The following is an 18,909-nucleotide window of genomic DNA, read 5'->3' as shown; positions in this document are numbered from 1 at the left end:
GGCCAATCATATAATGGCTCGTATGAGGCAACGCTCATACGAGCCATTTTGTTAGGGAAACGACTAAATTATGCAGCATTTGCAAGATTCTCCCATGAACGCCCTTGTCCCTATGGTTGTGGAACAGACCGCCAAGGGCGAGCGCTCCTACGACATCTACTCCCGCCTACTTAAAGAGCGTGTGATCTTTTTGACCGGTCAGGTAGAAGATCATATGGCGAACTTGGTGGTGGCTCAGTTGTTGTTCCTGGAATCCGAGAATCCCGATAAGGATATCTACCTGTACATCAACTCGCCCGGCGGCTCTGTGACTGCGGGGATGTCTATTTATGACACCATGCAGTTTATCAAGCCGGATGTGAGCACCGTGTGTATGGGGCAAGCCGCCAGTATGGGCGCCTTTTTGTTGGCCGGTGGGGCTAAAGGAAAGCGTCATGTTTTGCCCAATGCCCGTGTCATGATCCATCAGCCGCTGGGCGGTTTCCAGGGACAGGCGTCGGACATCGCCATCCATGCCCAGGAGATCATCGGTATCAAGCAGAAGTTGAATACTCTGTTGGCCGAGCACACGGGTCAGCCGTTGGAAGTGATCGAGCGAGATACTGACCGGGATAACTTTATGAGTGCGGACGCTTCGGTGGAGTACGGCCTGGTGGATTCTGTTCTGTCACGGCGGGTTACCGAGTAACGCAAAAGCGTGTACCCTGTCTTAGACTGTATTAAGACTGTAAAGCGCCTGTTTGAAGGGGTAGTGAATGAGTGATATCCATAAGGGTGACGGTGACAACAGCAAACTGTTGTATTGCTCTTTCTGCGGCAAAAGCCAACATGAAGTGCGAAAACTGATCGCCGGCCCTTCGGTGTACGTGTGTGATGAGTGCGTCGAGCTGTGCAATGACATCATCCGCGAAGAAGTGAAAGAGTTAACGCCTAAACGGCAGGCGGACAAGTTACCCACTCCTCATGAGATCCGCGCTCACCTGGACGAATATGTGATCGGCCAGGAGCAGGCGAAGAAGGTGCTGTCCGTAGCCGTATATAACCACTACAAGCGCTTGCGCCACGGCGGTGTCAATGCGGAAGTGGAGTTGGGCAAGAGTAATATTTTGCTGATCGGCCCGACCGGTTCGGGCAAAACTCTGCTGGCGGAGACCATGGCACGTTTACTCGATGTGCCCTTTACCATGGCGGATGCGACCACCCTGACCGAAGCCGGTTATGTGGGGGAGGATGTGGAAAACATCATCCAGAAGCTTCTGCAGAAGTGCGATTATGATGTGGAAAAAGCCCAGCGTGGCATTGTCTATATCGATGAGATCGACAAGATCTCCCGCAAGTCCGATAACCCATCCATCACCCGGGATGTCTCCGGTGAAGGGGTCCAGCAGGCACTGTTGAAGCTGGTAGAAGGGACGGTGGCTGCGGTGCCACCTCAGGGCGGGCGAAAGCATCCTCAGCAGGAGTTTCTGCAGGTCGATACCTCTAAGATCCTGTTCATCTGTGGCGGCGCTTTTGCCGGCCTGGATAAGGTGATCGAGCAGCGTGCCTTTGTTGGTACGGGGATCGGTTTTGGCGCCGAGGTACGGAGCCAAGATGATGGTAAATCGTTGACTGAGACCTTCGCCCAGGTTGAGCCGGAAGATCTGGTTAAATATGGCCTGATCCCCGAGTTCATCGGGCGTCTGCCCGTCGTGGCGACCCTGGGAGAGTTGGACGAAGATGCGTTGATCCAGATCTTGCAGGAGCCGAAGAATGCTTTGACCAAGCAGTATGGTGCCCTGTTTGATCTGGAAGGGACCGAGCTGGAGTTCCGTGAAGATGCCCTGCGCGCGATTGCACGTAAGGCAATGGAACGTAAGACCGGTGCTCGTGGTCTTCGCTCTATCGTTGAAGGCACCCTGCTCAATACCATGTATGATCTGCCCTCCACCGATAATGTCGAGAAGGTTGTCGTCGATGAGTCGGTGATCAATGGTGAGTCCGAGCCTCTGCTGATCTACCGCAATGATGCTCAGGCAGCATCAGCGGATTGAGTGTTTAGCGCAGGTGATTGATTGCAAAGGGGCCAAATGGCCCCTTTTTTATGCCTGTAACATTGAATCCCCAAGATCCACCACCATATACTGGGTATGCCTGACCGAACCATGCCTTGGTATCGGCCCGTACGTTGTGGGCATGCCAAGTTGACTGGGGGTCCTTAAGCCAAGCTGCTGCTGACGATCCCAGTGCATCCCGGATTTGTTCCGGAGACCGGGAGTGGCGCAGCGTAACGTAACGACTATTCGCTAAAGCCGTTACGCTGCGTGCACTCGAATTGACCGGCGGTATGGCGACAACCCTTTTTATCCTGCAGCAAAATGGAAGTGAGCGATGACCCTAGAGCGATCTGATCACGTAGTCATTCCCGTTCTCCCCTTAAGGGACGTGGTGGTCTACCCCCACATGGTGATCCCGCTTTTCGTGGGACGCGAGAAATCAATCAGCTGCCTGGAAGCAGCCATGGAACAGGACAAACAGGTCCTGTTGGTGGCTCAGCGTGAGGCGGATCAGGATGAGCCGGAAGAGGATGATATCTATCATGTCGGCACCGTTGCGTCGATCCTGCAGTTGCTCAAGTTGCCAGACGGCACCGTAAAGGTTTTGGTGGAGGGTGGTCAGCGCGCCCGCATTACGGAATTCACCGAGAGTGCTCCTTTCTTTGTCGCTGAAGCCGAATTCCTTACCTCCCAAAATGTACCGGAGCGTGAAGAAGAGATCCTGGTGCGCACTGCCATTAGCCAGTTTGAAGGCTACATCAAGCTCAATAAGAAGATCCCACCTGAGGTGTTGACCTCACTCAACGGCATCGATGAAGCCGCGCGTTTGGCCGACACCATGGCTGCCCATATGCCGCTGAAGTTGGCGGACAAGCAGGCTGTGATGGAGATGGTCGATGTGGCCGAGCGGCTTGAGTACCTGATGGCCACCATGGAATCTGAGATCGACATCCTACAGGTGGAAAAGAAGATCCGAGGCCGGGTCAAGAAGCAGATGGAGAAGAGCCAACGGGAGTACTATCTCAACGAGCAGATGAAGGCGATCCAGAAAGAGTTGGGTGAGCTGGATGATGCGCCAGATGAGTTCGAAGCCTTGGCCATCAAGATCGAAGAGGCCAAGATGCCGACGGAGGCCAAAGAGAAAGCCTCTGCAGAGCTGAACAAGCTGAAGATGATGTCCCCCATGTCCGCCGAAGCTACGGTCGTACGTAGCTATGTGGACTGGATGGTCGGTGTGCCTTGGGCCAAGCGTTCCAAGGTGAAGAAGGATCTGGCGGTGGCCAGCAATGTTCTCGATGCGGATCACTTTGGCCTTGAGAAGGTTAAAGAGCGGATCTTGGAGTACCTTGCGGTCCAGGCCCGGGTGAAACAGCTGAAAGGTCCGATCCTGTGTCTGGTTGGGCCGCCGGGGGTGGGGAAAACCTCTTTAGGTCAATCCATTGCCAAGGCTACCGGGCGCAAATATGTGCGTATGGCGCTGGGCGGCGTACGGGACGAAGCGGAGATCCGCGGTCACCGCCGTACCTACATCGGCTCCATGCCGGGTAAGCTGATCCAGAAGATGTCCAAAGTTGGGGTGAAAAACCCACTGTTCCTGCTCGATGAGATCGACAAGATGAGTTCGGATATGCGCGGTGATCCCGCGTCAGCCCTGCTTGAGGTGCTGGATCCGGAGCAGAACAACGCCTTTAACGATCACTACCTCGAAGTGGATTACGATCTGTCCGATGTGATGTTCGTAGCGACCTCCAACTCGATGAACATTCCAGGCCCCTTGCTGGATCGGATGGAGGTGATCCGTCTGTCCGGTTATACAGAGGATGAGAAGCTTAACATTGCCAAGCAGCACCTGCTGGGTAAGCAGCTTAAGCGTAACGGCGTAAAAACCGATGAACTGGTGGTGGAGGACAGTGCCATCATCGGCATTATCCGTTATTACACCCGGGAAGCCGGTGTGCGTAGCCTGGAGCGGGAGATCTCCAAGATCTGCCGCAAGGCGGTTAAGCAGATCTTGCTGGGTAAGGCTGAGAAGCCTGTGACGGTCAATATGGAGAACCTGAAGGAGTATCTGGGCGTCCAGCGTTTCGATTACGGCAAAGCGGAAGAGAGCAACCGCATTGGCCAGGTGACGGGCTTGGCCTGGACCGAAGTGGGTGGCGATCTGCTAACCATCGAGACGACCTCGGTTCCGGGTAAGGGGAAGCTGACCTATACCGGCTCTCTGGGTGACGTGATGCAGGAGTCGATCCAGGCGGCCATGACCGTGGTGCGGGCGCGGGCTGATAAGTTGAGGGTCAACGGCGACTTCTACGAGAAGCGGGATATCCATGTCCACGTACCGGAAGGGGCGACCCCCAAGGATGGCCCCTCTGCCGGTATTGCCATGTGCACAGCGCTGGTCTCCTCGCTCACCGGCAATCCCGTGCGCAGCGATGTGGCCATGACCGGAGAGATCACCCTGAGAGGGGAGGTCCTGCCGATCGGCGGTCTCAAGGAGAAATTGCTGGCAGCTCACCGGGGAGGAATTAAGCGTGTGCTGATCCCCAAGGAGAATGAACGCGACCTTGAGGAGATCCCAGATAATGTTAAGGCGGATCTTGAGATCCTTCCTGTGCGCTGGATTGACGATGTTTTGGAAGGTGCTCTGGAACAGCCCCCGTCAGGTTTTGAACGGGTAGGAGACAAAACTTAACCTGTTATCGATATAAAGCGCCCATCAGGGCGTTTTTTTCGGAAAACCGTGCGAAAAAGGGGTTTTCAACGCGAAAATACATGGTAGTGTAGACAACTGAACAGACTCAGACTCTGCTGCAGACCGCAACAGGACTGGGTTTGAGCCGTATCCGATAAATGGACTTTGCCGCTAGCAAGGTGCTTGAACTTCAATTTCAGGCTTGTTATAAAACCTTCGCAGACCGCGCACCATAAGGATTTCGCGGCGGTGCGTAAAATAGAATTCAAGGGGATGAAATGAACAAATCTCAACTGATCGATCAAATTGCTTCCGGTGCTGATATTTCCAAAGCGGCCGCTGGTCGTGCTCTGGACTCTTTTATCGATTCCATCACCGAGTCTCTGAAAAACGGTGATAAGATCTCTCTGGTTGGTTTCGGTACTTTCGAAGTGCGTGAGCGTGCTGAGCGTACTGGCCGCAACCCGCAAACCGGTAAAGAGATCAAGATTGCTGCAGCCAAGATCCCTGCCTTCAAGGCCGGTAAAGCGCTGAAAGACGCCGTAAACTAAGCAAAGTTTATGTCACAATGCTCAAGCCAAGGCTTGAGCATTGTTGTTTTGGCGCTGTCCTTACTGGCCTGAGTCAGAACTTATGAAGCGCACCCTGTTACGGTGCGCTTTTTTTGTTACTATCCGAATCCATTAATACCGATACCGAAAATAGAGAAGGTTGATGTTAGAAAAGATCCGTGAAGGCTCCCAGGGGCCGATTGCCAAGATCATTCTGATTTTAGTGATCTTGTCCTTCGCGCTGACCGGTGTGTACAGCTATCTGGGCAGCAACACAGAGCAGTTGGCCGCTGAGGTGAATGGCGAGGAGATCAGCCGCTACGATCTGGACCAAGCGTTTCAGAACGAGCAGGCGCGTATGCGCAATCAGCTAGGTGACATGTTCGACAGCCTGGCTGCCGATCCGAATTACTTGGCGGGCCTGCGCCAAAGTGTTCTGGACCGCCTGATCGCCGAGCGTCTGATTGATCAGAAAGTAGAGGCCATGGGGCTGCGCGTTTCCGATGCGCAGATCCAGCAGGCCATCGTCACCATGCCTGAGTTTCAGGTTGACGGACGTTTCGACAACGAACGCTACCAGGCTGTGCTGCGTCAAAGCGGCCTGACGGGATTGCGCTTGCGTGACATCCTGCGTCAAGATCTGGCACGTCAACAGTTGATGGTCGGCCTGCTGGGCAGTGAGTTCACCACTCAAGCCGAAGTCTTTGCCCTGGGTCAGCTTCAGCAGCAGACCCGTGATCTTCGTTACACCCTGGTGAATGCCGCTGATTTTGTTGATGGCGTGGTAATTGAGGCCGACGAAGTTCGCGCCTACTACGACAACAACCCGCTGCAGTTTGTTCAGGCTGAACAGATCAAGGTCGAATACGTGGAGCTGAACGTGGCAAACATGGCCGCTGACTTCGACGTGGCCGATGACGAAGCTCAGGCTTACTACGATGCTCAATCTGCCCTCTTTACTCAGCCAGAGCGCCGACTGGCCGCTCACATGCTGTTTGACGGTGATGATGCTCAGGAGCGTGCTCAGAGCGCCCTGGCCCGAGTCCGTGGCGGAGAAGCCTTTGCTGCCGTGGCCAAGGATGCGTCCGATGACAGCTTTACTGCCGACAATGGTGGTGAGCTGGACTGGATGACTCCTGGCACCATGGGTGAGGTATTCGACAGTGCGTTGTTTGCCTTGGCTGAAGGGGATGTTTCCGACGTTCTGGAGACCGACTTCGGCTTCCAAATCGTTCAGGCCAAGGCGATCGAAGCCCGCACCACCCGTCCTTTTGATGAGGTGAAAGGGAGCATCGTCGAGACCTTGCAGGCCGATAAGGCCCAGCGCGAGTTCTATGCGCTGCAGCAGACTCTGGCTGACGTAAGCTTCGAAGTACCTGACTCTTTGGTAGAAGCTGCCGAGGCGGTAGGTGGAGTGGTGAAAACCACCGAACTGTTCGAGCGCACAGCCGCACCGATGCCGCTGAGTCATCCTCGCGCTCTGGCTGCTGCGTTCTCCGACAGCGTGTTGCTGGACCAGATGAACTCTGATCTGATTGAGATCGAAACCGGTCATATGCTGGTACTGCGGGTCACCGAGCATGTGGCACAAGGGACCCTGGCATTTGATGATGTGAAGGTTCAGATTGAGCAGCGTTTACGCACGGATAAGGCTTCCGAGCAGGCACTGCTGCAGGCGGAGACCCTGTTGGCCGATTGGCGCAGCGGTACCGAGCCTGCGGGTGTGGTTGCACAAGCCGGTGTTAACCGCTTTGGGAGCGCCGAGTTGGATCCTGCCCTGGTGCAGCACGCCTTCAAGATGGTGCTGCCAGAGTCCGGTGCGGCCATCGACTCTTTGCGTCTGCCAAGCGGTGACATCGCCCTTATTGCCCTGGATGGGGTCAACGTACCAGCAGAGATCGAAGGTGAAGCCATGCTGGAAGGGCGTCTGGCTCAGCAGTTGAGCGAAGCGGGCTACCAGGCTTTGATCGAAAGTCTGCGCGCCGAAGCGAGCATTCTCTATCAGGGCGGCGCGGCGCAATAAGCCACGTTATCCCAGAGAACACAAAGGCGGCCCCCGGGCCGCCTTTTTTGTCTCCGGCCACCGTGATATGAGATAAACGCCATCGAAGGGATGTTTGCCGCCATTGGCTACGGGAAGCCGTCGGGATTGGTCTGATCAGCCCAACTTAGGTTTATTGATCCCGGGGGTTTGGGTTAACCTTGCCAGCAGCCAAATTTTGTCAGGATGCGGGTGGCTCAATGAGCCCCACCCGCATCGGCGTTTAGGGAAATATCGATGATTATCAAACCGAAAATTCGCGGCTTTATCTGTACAACCACCCATCCAGTAGGGTGTGAGAAGAACGTCCGCGATCAGATCGCCTATGTTCAGTCCCAGCCCAAGCTGGAAAATGGCCCCAAACGCGTATTGGTGGTCGGCTCCTCCAGTGGTTATGGACTGGCTTCTCGGATCTCCGCTGCTTTTGGCTGTGATGCCGCTACCATCGGCGTATTTTTCGAAAAGCCTGCGACAGAGAAGAAGCCAGGGACTGCTGGCTGGTACAATGCCGCGGCCTTCGACAAGGCCGCCCATGAAGCGGGCCGCTACGCTAAGAGCATCAATGGCGATGCCTTCTCCCATGAGGCCAAACAGAAAGCCATCGAGCTGATCAAAGAAGATCTGGGTCAGGTGGATATGGTGGTTTACTCCCTGGCCTCGCCGGTGCGCAAACTGCCTGATACCGGTGAGCTGGTGCGCTCCTGCCTCAAGCCGATGGGACAGACCTACACGGCCACCGCCGTGGACACCAACAAGGACACCCTGTTCGAAGCCAGCATTGAGCCGGCGACCGAGCAGGAGGTCGCAGATACTGTGACCGTGATGGGTGGACAGGATTGGGAGCTGTGGATCAATGCCCTGGCCGACGCCGGTGTCCTGGCCGAAGGTTGCCGTACCATGGCGTACAGCTACATTGGCACGGAGATCACCTGGCCCATCTACTGGCACGGTGCCCTGGGGGAAGCGAAAAAGGATCTGGATCGTGCTTCCGATGCGCTGAACAACAAGCTCGCGGCCATCGGCGGCGGCGCCAATGTGGCCGTGCTCAAGAGTGTGGTGACTCAGGCTTCTTCTGCGATCCCTGTGATGCCTCTGTACATCGCCATGGTGTTTAAGAAGATGCGCGAAGAGGGCGTTCACGAAGGCTGTATCGAGCAGGTATGGCGTATGCTGACCGATCGCCTGTGCCGTGCCGACGGCACCATCCCGACCGACGAGGATAACCGCTTGCGTCTGGATGATTGGGAGCTGCGTGAAGATATCCAGCAGCACTGTCAGGATCTGTGGCCCAAGTTGACCAACGAAAACCTGGCCGAGCTGGCCGATTACAATGAGTACAAAGCCGAGTTTTTGAGCCTGTTCGGCTTTGGCCTGGATGGAATCGATTACGACGCCGATGTTGATCCTCTGGTGCCCTTTGAGGTGATAACCCTGTAAGCGGAAAAGCACTCACCGCTTTAAAGCATAATAAAAGAGCCGCTCGCCCTAATGGCAAGCGGCTCTTTTTGATCAGCCCGTCGCGCCCGTCAGGTTTCGGCACAGCTTGGCGACCAGAATATTCAGCAGGGCGGTGATCAGGATCAGGCCAAAGGCGACGTCGAACTGGAACAGCTCAAAGGCGCTGTCGACATAGAATCCCAGGCTGGCGACCCCCAACATCCCCAGCATGGCGGTTTCACGGATCATGATCTCGAAGCGGTAGGTGAGCAGATCCTTGATCCCGGGAGCAAGCCTGGGCAGATATTCATAGGCCCAATATGCCGGGTTTTTACCGGTATCGGCCCTCAATGGCAACTGGTCGGCCCGTTGTGCCACCAGGTGGGCGATCAGGCTGCCGTTATGGAGACTTAGGGCCAGGGCCGCAGGGAGCATGGAGGGACCCAGTAACATCAGGAGGACAAAGGCCAACAGCAGCTCAGGCAAGGAGCGTCCCACCAGCAGCAGGGCCCGGCCAATCCACACTGAATTGATCCCCATCCACCGCGGCCACAGGCGGGCGGTGCCCAGGGGCCAGAGCAGGCTGGCACCGATAGCGCTGAGGAGCAGGGCCATGATGGAGACCATCAGGGTGGCCCAGATCCCCGGCAGGGCTTGTTGCCACAACTCGCTCAGCCAGAGCCAGGCAGAGCCCTGGGTGTACTGCAGCTGGGGCCAGATCTCCACAGAAAGAAAACGGCGGACCCACTCTCCTTCGAGGTGCCATTGCCAGGGCAGCCAAAGTAGGCTGGCCAAGGCTAACAATGGCAGACTTCGGCGGCTCAACCACCACCTCTGTGTGCCGAACAGGATGAGGAACAGCCACAGGAGCGCTCCCCCCGCGGCATAATGTCCCTGTCGGTAGGCGGTTTCCAGATGAAAGCCCAGGGTTGGGAGGCCGACAAAACCGAGCACGGCGGATGCGCGCAGGGCGCACTCGAACCGGTACCGGGTGTAGCTGGCAAGTGCTGGCCATACCGGGAGCAGTCGGCCGTAGAGCAGACGCAAGAGATAGCCGGTGTTGGCGGGCAGGGCGGCCGTAACGCGGCTCGGAGCCTGAGCCAGAATATCGCTGTACACCCGGGCAAAGGTGGCACCGTAGGGCAGGGCCAATGCCAGTAGGGCGGTTTGCGTTGAGAGGCCAAAGAGTTGTAAAAACAGCAGGGCCCAGAACAGTTCATGCACGGCACGTAGGCCGGTACACAGGCTGCGAATGGCGGTGAAACGGTGCAGGGGCACTAGCACAGTGGCCAATAAGATACCGCCGAGGATCCCCAACAGCGCAATGGCGACCGTCGTGGCCAGGGCATCAAGCAGGTATTCGGTGGCGGTCAGATCCGGCAACAGGAGGCCGGTGCCCAAGCGGCCCAACTCACTCCAGGGATCGGTGCGAAGAAGGGACCAATCGCCGCCAAACCAGGCCAACAGGCCGAGGGCCAACAGGCTCACGGTAAAACGGTGGTGGCTGAGGCTCATCGGTACAGGCGTTCCAGATCGGCATCGGTTACGGCGTCGGCCGGACGGTCAAACAGCACCCGGCCATTCTTGAGGCCCAGGATCCGGCTGCAGCAGGCCCGGGCCAAATCGGCATCGTGCAGGGCGACCACGCTGGTTTGGTGGGCTGAGAGCATATGACGCAGCAGGTTGGGGCCCTGGATCGGATCGATCCCAGTGATGGGCTCATCTCCGAGAAACACCCGCTTATTACGATACAGGGCGCGGCCCAGGGCGACTCGCTGGCGTTGGCCGCCAGACAGGTTGGCCACAGGGGTATTCAGCCGCTCTTCCAGGCCCAAAGGACGCATCAACTCGCCGATCTCTGCGCGGCACTTTGGCCAGGGACGGAGCAGGTTTGCCAGGTGGTAGAGCAGGGGATGACGGTCCAGGGCACCGATGTAGACGTTGTGATAGAGGGAGAGCGGCTCAACCAGACCGAGCTGTTGGGGGCACCAGGCGATCATCTTCGGACACTGCTGATAAAGGGCTTCGAGCAGGGTCGATTTGCCGACACCGGAGGGCCCGAGCAGGGCGATCCGCTCGCCTGGCGCAATGGACAGTGTGGGCAGATCGAGCACCGGGTGGTCACCCTGTTTCAACTGGGTGGCGGGAAGGAAAAACTGGAGGGTCAACGCAGCAGTCCTAAAGCCAATGCGACCTGTTCGACGGGGGCGAAATCATCGTTGTCTGCGGCGATAAACCCTGCACGAGGGAAGGCGGCCAGGATCTTAGGATCGGAGAGGTCCAATAGGGCTTGCTGGATCTTAACGGTGGTCCCGGCACCAAAGCGACTGTCGATATCCCCGCGGACGGTCCAGTGATAATCCGGATAGCCCGGTGTTTCCCAGAATTTGCTCACCTTGTCGGGATCGATTTGGCCGTCACTCACCGCCTGCTCCCACACCTTGTAGTTGACGGCGCCAATGTCGTAGACGCCGGCCTGTACCTGAGCAATGGTACGGGTGTGATCACCGGAAAAACCGACTCGGCTGAAGACTTGCTCGGCCTTGCCCATGCTCTGCTCGATAAAGTGCTGAGGCATAAGGCGACCGGATGTAGAGCTTTTGGCGCCGTAAGTGAAGCTCATACCGGCTAGTGCATCCTTGTCCAATTGGGCCATGGGACTTAGCTGGGTTGATGCGTGGGCAATAAAGATACTTTTAAAGTTAGGATCTTCAACTCCCTGGGCGATGGCCCGAGAGTCTGGCACCAGGCGTCGAGCCTGGACGCCGGACAGACCGCCAAACCAGGCCAGGTGAACCTGATCGTTGCGAAAGGCGGTAACGGCAGCGGCGTAGGATTTCACCGGAACGTAGCGAACCTCGATCCCCAGTTGCTCGCTGAGGTAGGTGCCTACCTGTTCAAAGCGTGAGCGCAAGCGTGTTTCATCCTGATCTGGGATGGCGGTAAACATCAAAACTTGGGCCTGCGCGGCACCAAGGCCAAAGATGAACAGCAACGCCACGCTTCGGCACAGTCGAGTTAACATGGTTCTGACTCCAATAATGGGTTGTGTCGCGCGATCGCAACGGAAAGGGTCGTTCAATGTGGCTGACCAGGTAAAGACGATGAAGTTTAACGGGTAAACACCATTTAAATAAATGGTTAAGATCATGTCTTATCCTATCCAAGATCAGAGGGTTGGAGCGGCTGATAGGGTTTGTGCTCAATAGGGGCGGGGGAAACCTTGCTTGTGATCCAGTTCACGCACGGCTGAGCTAGCGACGTCCATACTTGTTGAGTGGGCAATCCTGTATGAGGCAGTGACGATGAAAAACCGCTTAGATGTACGTAAGGCACTTCGGGTCTGTGATAAGGCAACCCGGCATGGTGTTAAGCACGACGCCTATTATGAGCTCGACGGCCTGACGGTGCACGTGGAAGAGGATGGTTATCGTGTCACCCTCAACGATGCGGAAACATTTCTCCATCTGCACTTTCATAATCGCTATGAGCTGAATTCCGAAGGCCCGGGCGCCATGGAGCGTTTCCTCGATAAGCTGGATCAACTGGATCAGCGTTACTAGCTACCCGGCTGTGTTGGCACCGCGTCTGTCGTCGTTTGTGTGATGTGGCCGGCAAGCTTGGTTACGCCAGGCCCATGTCCTTAATGCGCTGCTCGATCAGGCGGCCACACTCTTGCTTGAGCAGGGTACGGAGCCAGGCTTGGGATGGCCCGTGTTCACAACGGGGATGCCAGATCAGCGAGTAATCGAAGGGCTTGAACTCAAAGGGCAGGGAGTGGATCACCAGATCGTGGGTGTCTGCGACCAGGTAGGCCAGATCGGCGGGCACTGTGATGATCAGGGGCTGGCTGTCCAGCAGGGCGAGGGCGGCCTCAAGGTGGTATGCCCGCAACACGGTTTTGATCGGTGAATGGCCCCGCAGCGCCTCGTCCAGTAGCGCCTTGACGCCATCGCTGATGGCGATCAGCGCATGGGGATAGCTGAGGTAATCGGTCAAGGTCAGTGTTTTATTGGCCAGAGGGTGGTGACGAGAGACCAGGCAGAAGACGCTTACCATGCCCAGGCTTGTGCTTTGCAGGGGGGCGATATCGCCATCATGGCGGCAGATCGCCATATCACAGCCGCCGTGGGTGAGTTGTTCCGCGAGTTTGTCATGTTGTATTGGGGTAAATTCCAACTCGATGTTTGGGGCTTCCTGGTAGATCCTTGGGACGGCAAAGGGCAGGATCGTTTGTACCGCGTAATCCGTGGCGGCTATGACAAAACGTTGTTCGCACTGCGCGGGTTGGAATTCATTGGTCACCAACAGTTGGCGTAGCGCTTCTAACGGGGCGTGCAGGGCCTGCTCAATCTCCAGGGCTCTAACGGTGGGGATCAACTGCTGTCCCTGGCGGATCAACAGGGGGTCGCCAAACAATTCCCGCAATCGACCCAGTACACGGCTCGTTGCCGACTGGGTGAGGTTGAGCCGGACAGCGGCTCGGCTGACGCTGCCCTCCTCCAGTAAGATCCTCAACGCGACCAATAAGTTCAGATCACGTCGGTAGAGTTCATCCAGTTCCATCGTTCATCTTCAAAAGCGTGTGCCTGTCATTATGGGAGTCCGGTATTGCTTGGGCCAGTCTTGCCGTTCTATTAATCCTCTTGATAGGCGTCGGGGACATGATTTTGTTCCTCTACCGGTGGGCGGATATAGCCGCGCGTGTCCAGTGGCGGCAAGCTGATCTTGGCGTAATCAATCTTCTGGTAGGGGATCTGCTTGAGCAGATGGTGGATGCAGTTGAGGCGGGCCTTCTTCTTGTCGTTGCTGTCGATCACGTACCAGGGGCTGTGGCGGGTATCCGTGTGGTCGAACATGCGATCCTTGGCCTGGGAATACAGCTGCCAGCGGGTGCGAGACTCCAGATCCATGGGGCTGAACTTCCAGCGTTTGAGGGGATCATTGATCCGCTCTAGGAAACGCTGCTCCTGCACTTCGTTGCTGACGGAGAACCAGTATTTGATCAGAATGATCCCCGAGCGGATCAGCATGCGTTCAAATTCAGGGCAACTGCGGAGGAAGTCGTTGTATTCTGTTTCGTTGCAAAACCCCATCACGTGCTCGACCCCGGCTCGGTTATACCAGCTGCGATCAAACAATATCATTTCGCCAGCGGCGGGCAGATGGGCAACGTAGCGCTGGAAGTACCACTGGGTTTTTTCTCTGTCAGAGGGCGCAGGCAGGGCGGCGATCTTGCAGAGCCTGGGATTCAGTTTTTCCACAATCCGTTTGATCACGCCACCTTTGCCTGCGGCATCCCGCCCTTCAAACAGGACCACCACCTTGAGCCCTTCCTGTTTGATCCACTGCTGCAGGGCTACGAGTTCGGTTTGCAGGCGTTTCAACTCCGTTTCATAGCGCTTCTTGTCCATAACCTGTTCCCTAGCGTTCATATTGAGACCAGATTAACGCAACTCTGGCCGGTGACAAGGAGGAAGTAAAAAGTTAGAACTTGCTGCGTTATGAGTGTGTTACTCTTTCCTTGGGCGACTTTATCAGGCCAGGAGATGAATATGGAGTTTCACCAGAAGCGATGTGGTGTGATCTTGTTGGGCCTGCTCTCGGGTCTTTTGCTGACGTTATTTGGGTGTAAGCCGCAGAGTGCGCCGCCTGAGGCGGTGGCGCCGAGTGTGCAAGTTCTGTCACTGCAGCCTCAGCAGGTCCGGCCGAAAGCGGAGTTTGTCGGGCGAACTCAGGCGTTCGAGGATGTCCTGATCCAACCTCAGATCTCGGGACAGTTGCTACAGCGCCATTTTCGCGAAGGAGAGCGGATCACTCAGGGGGCTTTGCTATTTACCATCGATCCCGCCTCTTTCGAAGCGGAGGTGGACCAGGCCAAGGCGATGGTGGCTCAAGCTAATGCGGCCAGGGATGCCGCAGTGCTCAACTGGGAGCGGGGAAAGCGGTTGCATCCTGATGGCATGATCTCCGACAACGATATGGACGAACTGACGTCGCGCAAACTCCAGGCAGACGCGCAAGTGGTCCAGGCCCGCTCTGGCCTGGAGTCGGCCCAACTTAGACTCTCCTATACTCAGGTGAATGCCCCGATCGATGGCCGGATCTCGGCGGCACTGGTATCCACCGGAGATCTGGTGACGCCCCAGACCAGTTTGGCCACCCTGGTACAGTCCGATCCCATCTATGTCTTTTTCCAGGCGTCCGAGCGGCAGATGACGTCGGCCCGGCGGATCGCCATGGGGAATCCACAGGCAGAGCTGGAGATGCTGCCTGTGGCGTTGATCTTGCCCGATGGGCAACGGCTCGACCAGATCGGGGTCATCGACTACATAGATAATCGGGTGGATGCGGCTACAGGTACCATTAACCTGAGGGTACGTTTTGATAATCCCGATGGCCTGGTGGTACCCGGCATGTACGTCAATATCGAGATCAGTGCGCCTTCGGATGAATCCAGGCTATTGATCCCCCAGTCGGCAGTACAGGAGGATCAGCAGGGGCGCTACGTCATGGTACTGGGGGAGGAGAACCGAGTACAAAAGCGTGTGGTTGTGCTGGGTGAACGGTTTGAAGTGAACTGGGCGGTGGAGCAGGGCCTTGAAGCCGGCGAGCGGATCGTGGTGGAGGGTCTGCAGAAGATCCGACCCGGCGCGGTCGTTCAGCCGGTGGAGCAGGAGAATCGTCCGTTCCAGCCAGATAGCCAACGCTAGGGGGCGGCCATGATCAGCCAGTTTTTTGTTAACCGGCCCAAGTTCGCCTTTGTGATCTCCATTGTCCTGTCGCTGATGGGACTGCTGTCCATTCCTATCTTGCCGGTGGCAGAGTTTCCCGAAGTGTCGCCCCCTCAGATCTCGGTCAGCACCAGCTACGCCGGGGCCAGTGCCGAAGTGGTGAAGGACACCATAGGCCAGGTGATCGAGGCGGAAGTCAATGGCGTCGAGGATATGATCTACATGGAGTCCAAGTCAGCCAATGACGGCTCCTACAGCCTGACTGTCACCTTCGCCGTCGGGGTCGATGCCGATATGGCTCAGGTCAATGTGCAGAACCGGGTCCAGCAGGCGCTGCCGCGACTGCCCGCTGAGGTGACTCAGCGCGGGGTTAAGGTGAAAAAGAAAAGCCCCAACTTCTTGATGGTGGTGAACCTGTTTTCACCCAACAGCAGCTTTGATGCGCTGTTTCAGACCAACTACGCAGGCCTGAACATCAAGGATACCCTGGCCCGGGTGACCGGGGTGTCCGAGGTCCAGATCATCGGCGGTCTGGATTATGCGATGCGGATCTGGCTCAACCCAGATCTGATGGCCAGTTTGGCGGTGACCAGCTCAGATGTGGTCAATGCCTTGAGGGAGCAGAATATTCAGGTTGCTGCGGGGCGGATCGGCGCGGCGCCGGTGGATCCCAACCAACAGTTCCAATATACCCTGCAAACTCAGGGTCGCCTGGCTCGCCCCGAGCAGTACTCGGCGGTGGTGATCCGCTCTAACGCCGATGGTTCCAAGATCACCGTCGGTGATGTGGGGCGGGTCGAACTGGGCAGTCAGACCTACGACGCCCAGGGTAAACTGGATAACAATCCCAGTGCCATCCTGGCGGTCTATCAGAGCCCGGATGCCAATGCCCTTGAGGTCTCGGCCGGGATCCGCGCCGAGATGGATCGGCTGGCGCAGAATTTCCCAGATGATCTGGAGTATGAGGTGCTGTATGACACCACGGAGTTTGTCCAGGTGTCCATCCAGGAGGTGGTGCAGACCCTGTTTATCTCCGTGGGGCTGGTGATCCTGGTGGTGTATCTCTTTTTGCAGGACTTTCGCTCCACTCTGGTGCCCGCCATTGCCATTCCCGTCTCCCTGGTGGGGACCTTCCTGTTCCTGCTGATCTTTGGCATGACCATCAATACCATCTCGCTGTTTGCCTTGATCCTGGCGATCGGCATCGTGGTCGATGACGCCATCGTCGTGGTGGAGAACGTCACCCGTCTGATGGAAGAGAAGGGGATGGATCCCAAGACGGCGACCATCGAGGCGATGAGAGAGGTCACCGGACCCGTGGTGGCCACCACCCTGGTGCTCCTGGCGGTGTTTGGCCCGACGGCCGTGATGCCGGGGATCACCGGGCAGATGTATGCTCAGTTCTCGGTTACCATCTGTATTGCTGTGTTGATCTCCTCGGTCAATGCCCTGACCCTGTCACCCGCCCTCTGCGCATCTCTGCTGCGGCCACCCAAGCAGCATGACAGAGGCTTCCATGCCGCCTTTAACCGTCAATTTGAGCGGCTGACGGGCCGTTACAGTGCCCTGGTGGCCATGATGATCCGTCGCAGCGCCCTGGTGATGGGCCTGTTTGTTCTGGCCATTGTCGCAACCGGGCTTCTAGGTAAGGTTCTGCCCACCGGTTTTGTGCCCTCGGAGGATAAGAAGAGTTTCCTGGTGGATCTGCAACTGCCGGATGGGGCTTCCCTGAACCGAACTGAAGCGGTGATGAAGGATCTGGTGAGCCTGACGTTGGAGGAGCCTGGAGTGGCCCATGTGATCCACGCCTCTGGCTTTTCCGTATTGTCCGGTTCGGTTTCCTCCAACGGGGGCCTGATGATCGTGTCGCTGGACTCCTGGGAGGAACGGGATACCCCCGAGTTAAGCGATAAGGCGATCCTGCAGCGTTTGCAGCTTAAGTATCGGGCGAATCCACAGGTCAACGCCATGGCCTTTGCCTTGCCCCCCTTGCCTGGTGTGGGTAACGTTGGTGGTTTCGAGTTTGTCCTGCAGGACACCATGGGGCGTACGCCCGAGGAGCTGGCCGCCGTGATGCGGGGATTGATCATTGAGGCGAATCAGCGGCCTGAGATCGCCGCCGCCTTTTCCAATTTCCGTGCCGATGTCCCCCAGATGTATGTGGACGTCGATCGGGACAAGGCCAAGGCGCTGGGTATCCCCTTGACGGAGATCTTCGCCACCTTGCAGACCATGTTGGGTGGTAATTATGTCAATGACTTCAACCGGTTTGGCAAAGTGTTCCGGGTGATGGTTCAGGCTGAAACCGATTTTCGTAATTCGGAGCGGGACATCAACCGCTTCTATGTACGAACCGCTGCCGGTGAGATGGTACCCTTGTCCACCCTGATCACAGTACGGCCCATGCTCGGACCTGAGGTGGTCAGTCAGTACAACCTGTACAGCTCGGTGACCATCAATGGGATCCCTGCGGCGGGTTTTAGTTCCGGGGATGCCATCGCTGCGATGACGGCGGTTGCCAATCAAACCCTTCCGGCCGGTTATCAGTTTGAGTGGACGGGGCAGACCTATCAGGAGATCCAGGCCGGTAATCTGGCTCCCATCATCTTCTCCCTGGCGTTGATCTTCACCTACCTGTTTTTGGTGGCTCAGTATGAGAGCTGGACCATCCCACTGGCCGTGATGCTCTCGGTGCCGGTGGCGGTGCTCGGGGCTTTTGTTACCGTGTATCTGGTGGGGGCTGAGATCAACCTCTATACCCAGATAGGTTTGGTGCTGCTGATCGGTTTGGCATCGAAGAACGCCATTCTTATCGTCGAGTTTGCCAAACAGCAGCGGGAGGGCGCCGGGAGAACGGCCGAGGAGGCGGGCAAGGAAGCGGCTCGAATGCGTTTTCGAGCGGTGCTGATGACCGCCTTCTCCTTTATCTTGGGTGTTTTCCCTCTGGTGGTGGCCAGCGGGGCCGGGGCAGAGAGTCGAAACTCCCTGGGTTATGCCGTGTTTGGTGGCATGATTGCCGCCGGTGTGGTTGGCACCTTGCTGGTGCCCCTGTTCTACGTGGTGTTGCAGCGCTTGCGGGAGCGAGCGAAAGGCTTGCCTTCCGGTTGAATTCAGGGTCAGACCCCCTGGCCAAAGGCCGACGCTTGCGTCGGCCTTTTTGTTCTTTCCTTTCCTATTTTCCTTTTCTTACGGTTGACGTGGGCGGCACCCTTGGGTCCCTTGCAAGTTGACGTGTGCGTCAATTTTAAACGGCTGCTTTTATCACCTGGTGTCGTCACACAGGCTATCACCCTGATAGCCGGTCATTTATTCATCTGTTGCCGGCAACATTTAAAATTGCGGTCAACTAAGCTTAGGAAAACTTGTGTATTAATCGGGTCACCCTCTATCGTCTAAATAGATTATTTTGAAAATTTAT

14 protein-coding genes are annotated in these 18,909 nt (G+C 56.8%); 9 read left to right on the top strand and 5 right to left on the bottom strand.

Annotated elements, in window-relative coordinates:
• Positions 1-70 precede the first annotated feature (70 nt).
• From clpP to fabV, 6 genes are all read left to right on the top strand, one after another.
• A complete protein-coding gene (gene clpP / locus AC2D8U_RS01095; RefSeq protein WP_484617189.1) occupies positions 71-688 on the top strand; it encodes an ATP-dependent Clp endopeptidase proteolytic subunit ClpP in 618 nt (205 codons plus the stop codon).
• Between the two features lie 67 nt (positions 689-755).
• Complete coding sequence (gene clpX, locus AC2D8U_RS01090) at positions 756-2,033, top strand: ATP-dependent protease ATP-binding subunit ClpX (RefSeq protein WP_484617188.1); 1,278 nt, start codon at positions 756-758, stop codon at positions 2,031-2,033.
• 337 nt (positions 2,034-2,370) lie between these two features.
• On the top strand, positions 2,371-4,728 hold the full coding sequence (gene lon, locus AC2D8U_RS01085) for an endopeptidase La (protein ID WP_484617187.1): 2,358 nt from the start codon (positions 2,371-2,373) through the stop codon (positions 4,726-4,728).
• Between the two features lie 278 nt (positions 4,729-5,006).
• A complete protein-coding gene (gene hupB / locus AC2D8U_RS01080; protein WP_067664446.1) occupies positions 5,007-5,279 on the top strand; it encodes a nucleoid-associated protein HU-beta in 273 nt (90 codons plus the stop codon).
• A gap of 163 nt (positions 5,280-5,442) precedes the next feature.
• Entirely contained in the window at positions 5,443-7,302 is a 1,860-nt protein-coding gene (locus AC2D8U_RS01075; RefSeq protein ID WP_484617186.1) for a SurA N-terminal domain-containing protein, read from the top strand.
• A 255-nt stretch (positions 7,303-7,557) separates the two neighbouring features.
• Entirely contained in the window at positions 7,558-8,757 is a 1,200-nt protein-coding gene (gene fabV, locus AC2D8U_RS01070; protein ID WP_484617185.1) for an enoyl-ACP reductase FabV, read from the top strand.
• A 72-nt stretch (positions 8,758-8,829) separates the two neighbouring features.
• Here fabV and AC2D8U_RS01065 read toward each other — a convergent pair whose 3' ends face one another.
• From AC2D8U_RS01065 to AC2D8U_RS01055, 3 genes are read right to left on the bottom strand one after another with little or no spacing between them, the layout of a single operon-like run.
• Positions 8,830-10,272: a PhnE/PtxC family ABC transporter permease gene (locus AC2D8U_RS01065; RefSeq protein ID WP_484617184.1), complete on the bottom strand. Its 1,443-nt coding sequence runs from the start codon at positions 10,270-10,272 to the stop codon at positions 8,830-8,832.
• Positions 10,269-10,925 (bottom strand): ATP-binding cassette domain-containing protein, encoded by a 657-nt coding sequence (locus tag AC2D8U_RS01060; protein WP_484617183.1) that lies wholly within the window; start codon positions 10,923-10,925, stop codon positions 10,269-10,271. The genes AC2D8U_RS01065 and AC2D8U_RS01060 overlap by 4 nt, the downstream gene beginning before the upstream one ends.
• Positions 10,922-11,782, bottom strand: a complete 861-nt coding sequence (locus tag AC2D8U_RS01055; RefSeq protein ID WP_484617182.1) for a putative selenate ABC transporter substrate-binding protein — start codon at positions 11,780-11,782, stop codon at positions 10,922-10,924. Before AC2D8U_RS01055 ends, AC2D8U_RS01060 begins: the two co-directional genes overlap by 4 nt.
• 280 nt (positions 11,783-12,062) lie before the next feature.
• On the opposite strand from AC2D8U_RS01055, the gene AC2D8U_RS01050 reads away from it, so the two are divergent.
• Positions 12,063-12,320, top strand: coding sequence for a DUF3081 family protein (locus tag AC2D8U_RS01050; RefSeq protein ID WP_484617181.1), 258 nt, complete (start codon positions 12,063-12,065; stop codon positions 12,318-12,320).
• A gap of 61 nt (positions 12,321-12,381) precedes the next feature.
• On the opposite strand, the gene AC2D8U_RS01045 is transcribed toward AC2D8U_RS01050, so the two are convergent.
• Together AC2D8U_RS01045 and ppk2 are read right to left on the bottom strand one after the other, a co-directional pair.
• A complete protein-coding gene (locus AC2D8U_RS01045; protein WP_484617180.1) occupies positions 12,382-13,323 on the bottom strand; it encodes a LysR family transcriptional regulator in 942 nt (313 codons plus the stop codon).
• Between the two features lie 71 nt (positions 13,324-13,394).
• Positions 13,395-14,171 (bottom strand): polyphosphate kinase 2, encoded by a 777-nt coding sequence (ppk2, locus tag AC2D8U_RS01040; RefSeq protein ID WP_484617179.1) that lies wholly within the window; start codon positions 14,169-14,171, stop codon positions 13,395-13,397.
• A gap of 141 nt (positions 14,172-14,312) precedes the next feature.
• Here ppk2 and AC2D8U_RS01035 point away from each other — a divergent pair, with 141 nt between their 5' ends.
• On the top strand, positions 14,313-15,470 hold the full coding sequence (locus AC2D8U_RS01035) for an efflux RND transporter periplasmic adaptor subunit (protein ID WP_484617178.1): 1,158 nt from the start codon (positions 14,313-14,315) through the stop codon (positions 15,468-15,470).
• A gap of 9 nt (positions 15,471-15,479) precedes the next feature.
• Positions 15,480-18,599 carry an efflux RND transporter permease subunit gene (locus AC2D8U_RS01030; RefSeq protein WP_484617177.1) on the top strand — a complete coding sequence of 1,040 codons (3,120 nt, stop codon included), beginning with the start codon at positions 15,480-15,482 and terminating at the stop codon, positions 18,597-18,599.
• Positions 18,600-18,909 lie beyond the last annotated feature (310 nt).

Source organism: Ferrimonas sp. YIN67, from assembly GCF_057219095.1.
Note: the sequence above shows the minus strand (reverse complement) of the source record. Positions and strands in the feature narration are given on the sequence as shown.

What these genes read in the sequence shown, in the direction of transcription:
- clpP (WP_484617189.1), top strand. Translation starts at nt 71, where the DNA reads ATGCAGCATTTGCAAGATTCTCCCATGAACGCCCTTGTCCCTATGGTT.
- clpX (WP_484617188.1), top strand. Translation starts at nt 756, where the DNA reads ATGAGTGATATCCATAAGGGTGACGGTGACAACAGCAAACTGTTGTAT.
- lon (WP_484617187.1), top strand. Translation starts at nt 2,371, where the DNA reads ATGACCCTAGAGCGATCTGATCACGTAGTCATTCCCGTTCTCCCCTTA.
- hupB (WP_067664446.1), top strand. Translation starts at nt 5,007, where the DNA reads ATGAACAAATCTCAACTGATCGATCAAATTGCTTCCGGTGCTGATATT.
- AC2D8U_RS01075 (WP_484617186.1), top strand. Translation starts at nt 5,443, where the DNA reads ATGTTAGAAAAGATCCGTGAAGGCTCCCAGGGGCCGATTGCCAAGATC.
- fabV (WP_484617185.1), top strand. Translation starts at nt 7,558, where the DNA reads ATGATTATCAAACCGAAAATTCGCGGCTTTATCTGTACAACCACCCAT.
- AC2D8U_RS01065 (WP_484617184.1), bottom strand. Translation starts at nt 10,272, where the DNA reads ATGAGCCTCAGCCACCACCGTTTTACCGTGAGCCTGTTGGCCCTCGGC.
- AC2D8U_RS01055 (WP_484617182.1), bottom strand. Translation starts at nt 11,782, where the DNA reads ATGTTAACTCGACTGTGCCGAAGCGTGGCGTTGCTGTTCATCTTTGGC.
- AC2D8U_RS01050 (WP_484617181.1), top strand. Translation starts at nt 12,063, where the DNA reads ATGAAAAACCGCTTAGATGTACGTAAGGCACTTCGGGTCTGTGATAAG.
- AC2D8U_RS01045 (WP_484617180.1), bottom strand. Translation starts at nt 13,323, where the DNA reads ATGGAACTGGATGAACTCTACCGACGTGATCTGAACTTATTGGTCGCG.
- ppk2 (WP_484617179.1), bottom strand. Translation starts at nt 14,171, where the DNA reads ATGGACAAGAAGCGCTATGAAACGGAGTTGAAACGCCTGCAAACCGAA.
- AC2D8U_RS01035 (WP_484617178.1), top strand. Translation starts at nt 14,313, where the DNA reads ATGGAGTTTCACCAGAAGCGATGTGGTGTGATCTTGTTGGGCCTGCTC.
- AC2D8U_RS01030 (WP_484617177.1), top strand. Translation starts at nt 15,480, where the DNA reads ATGATCAGCCAGTTTTTTGTTAACCGGCCCAAGTTCGCCTTTGTGATC.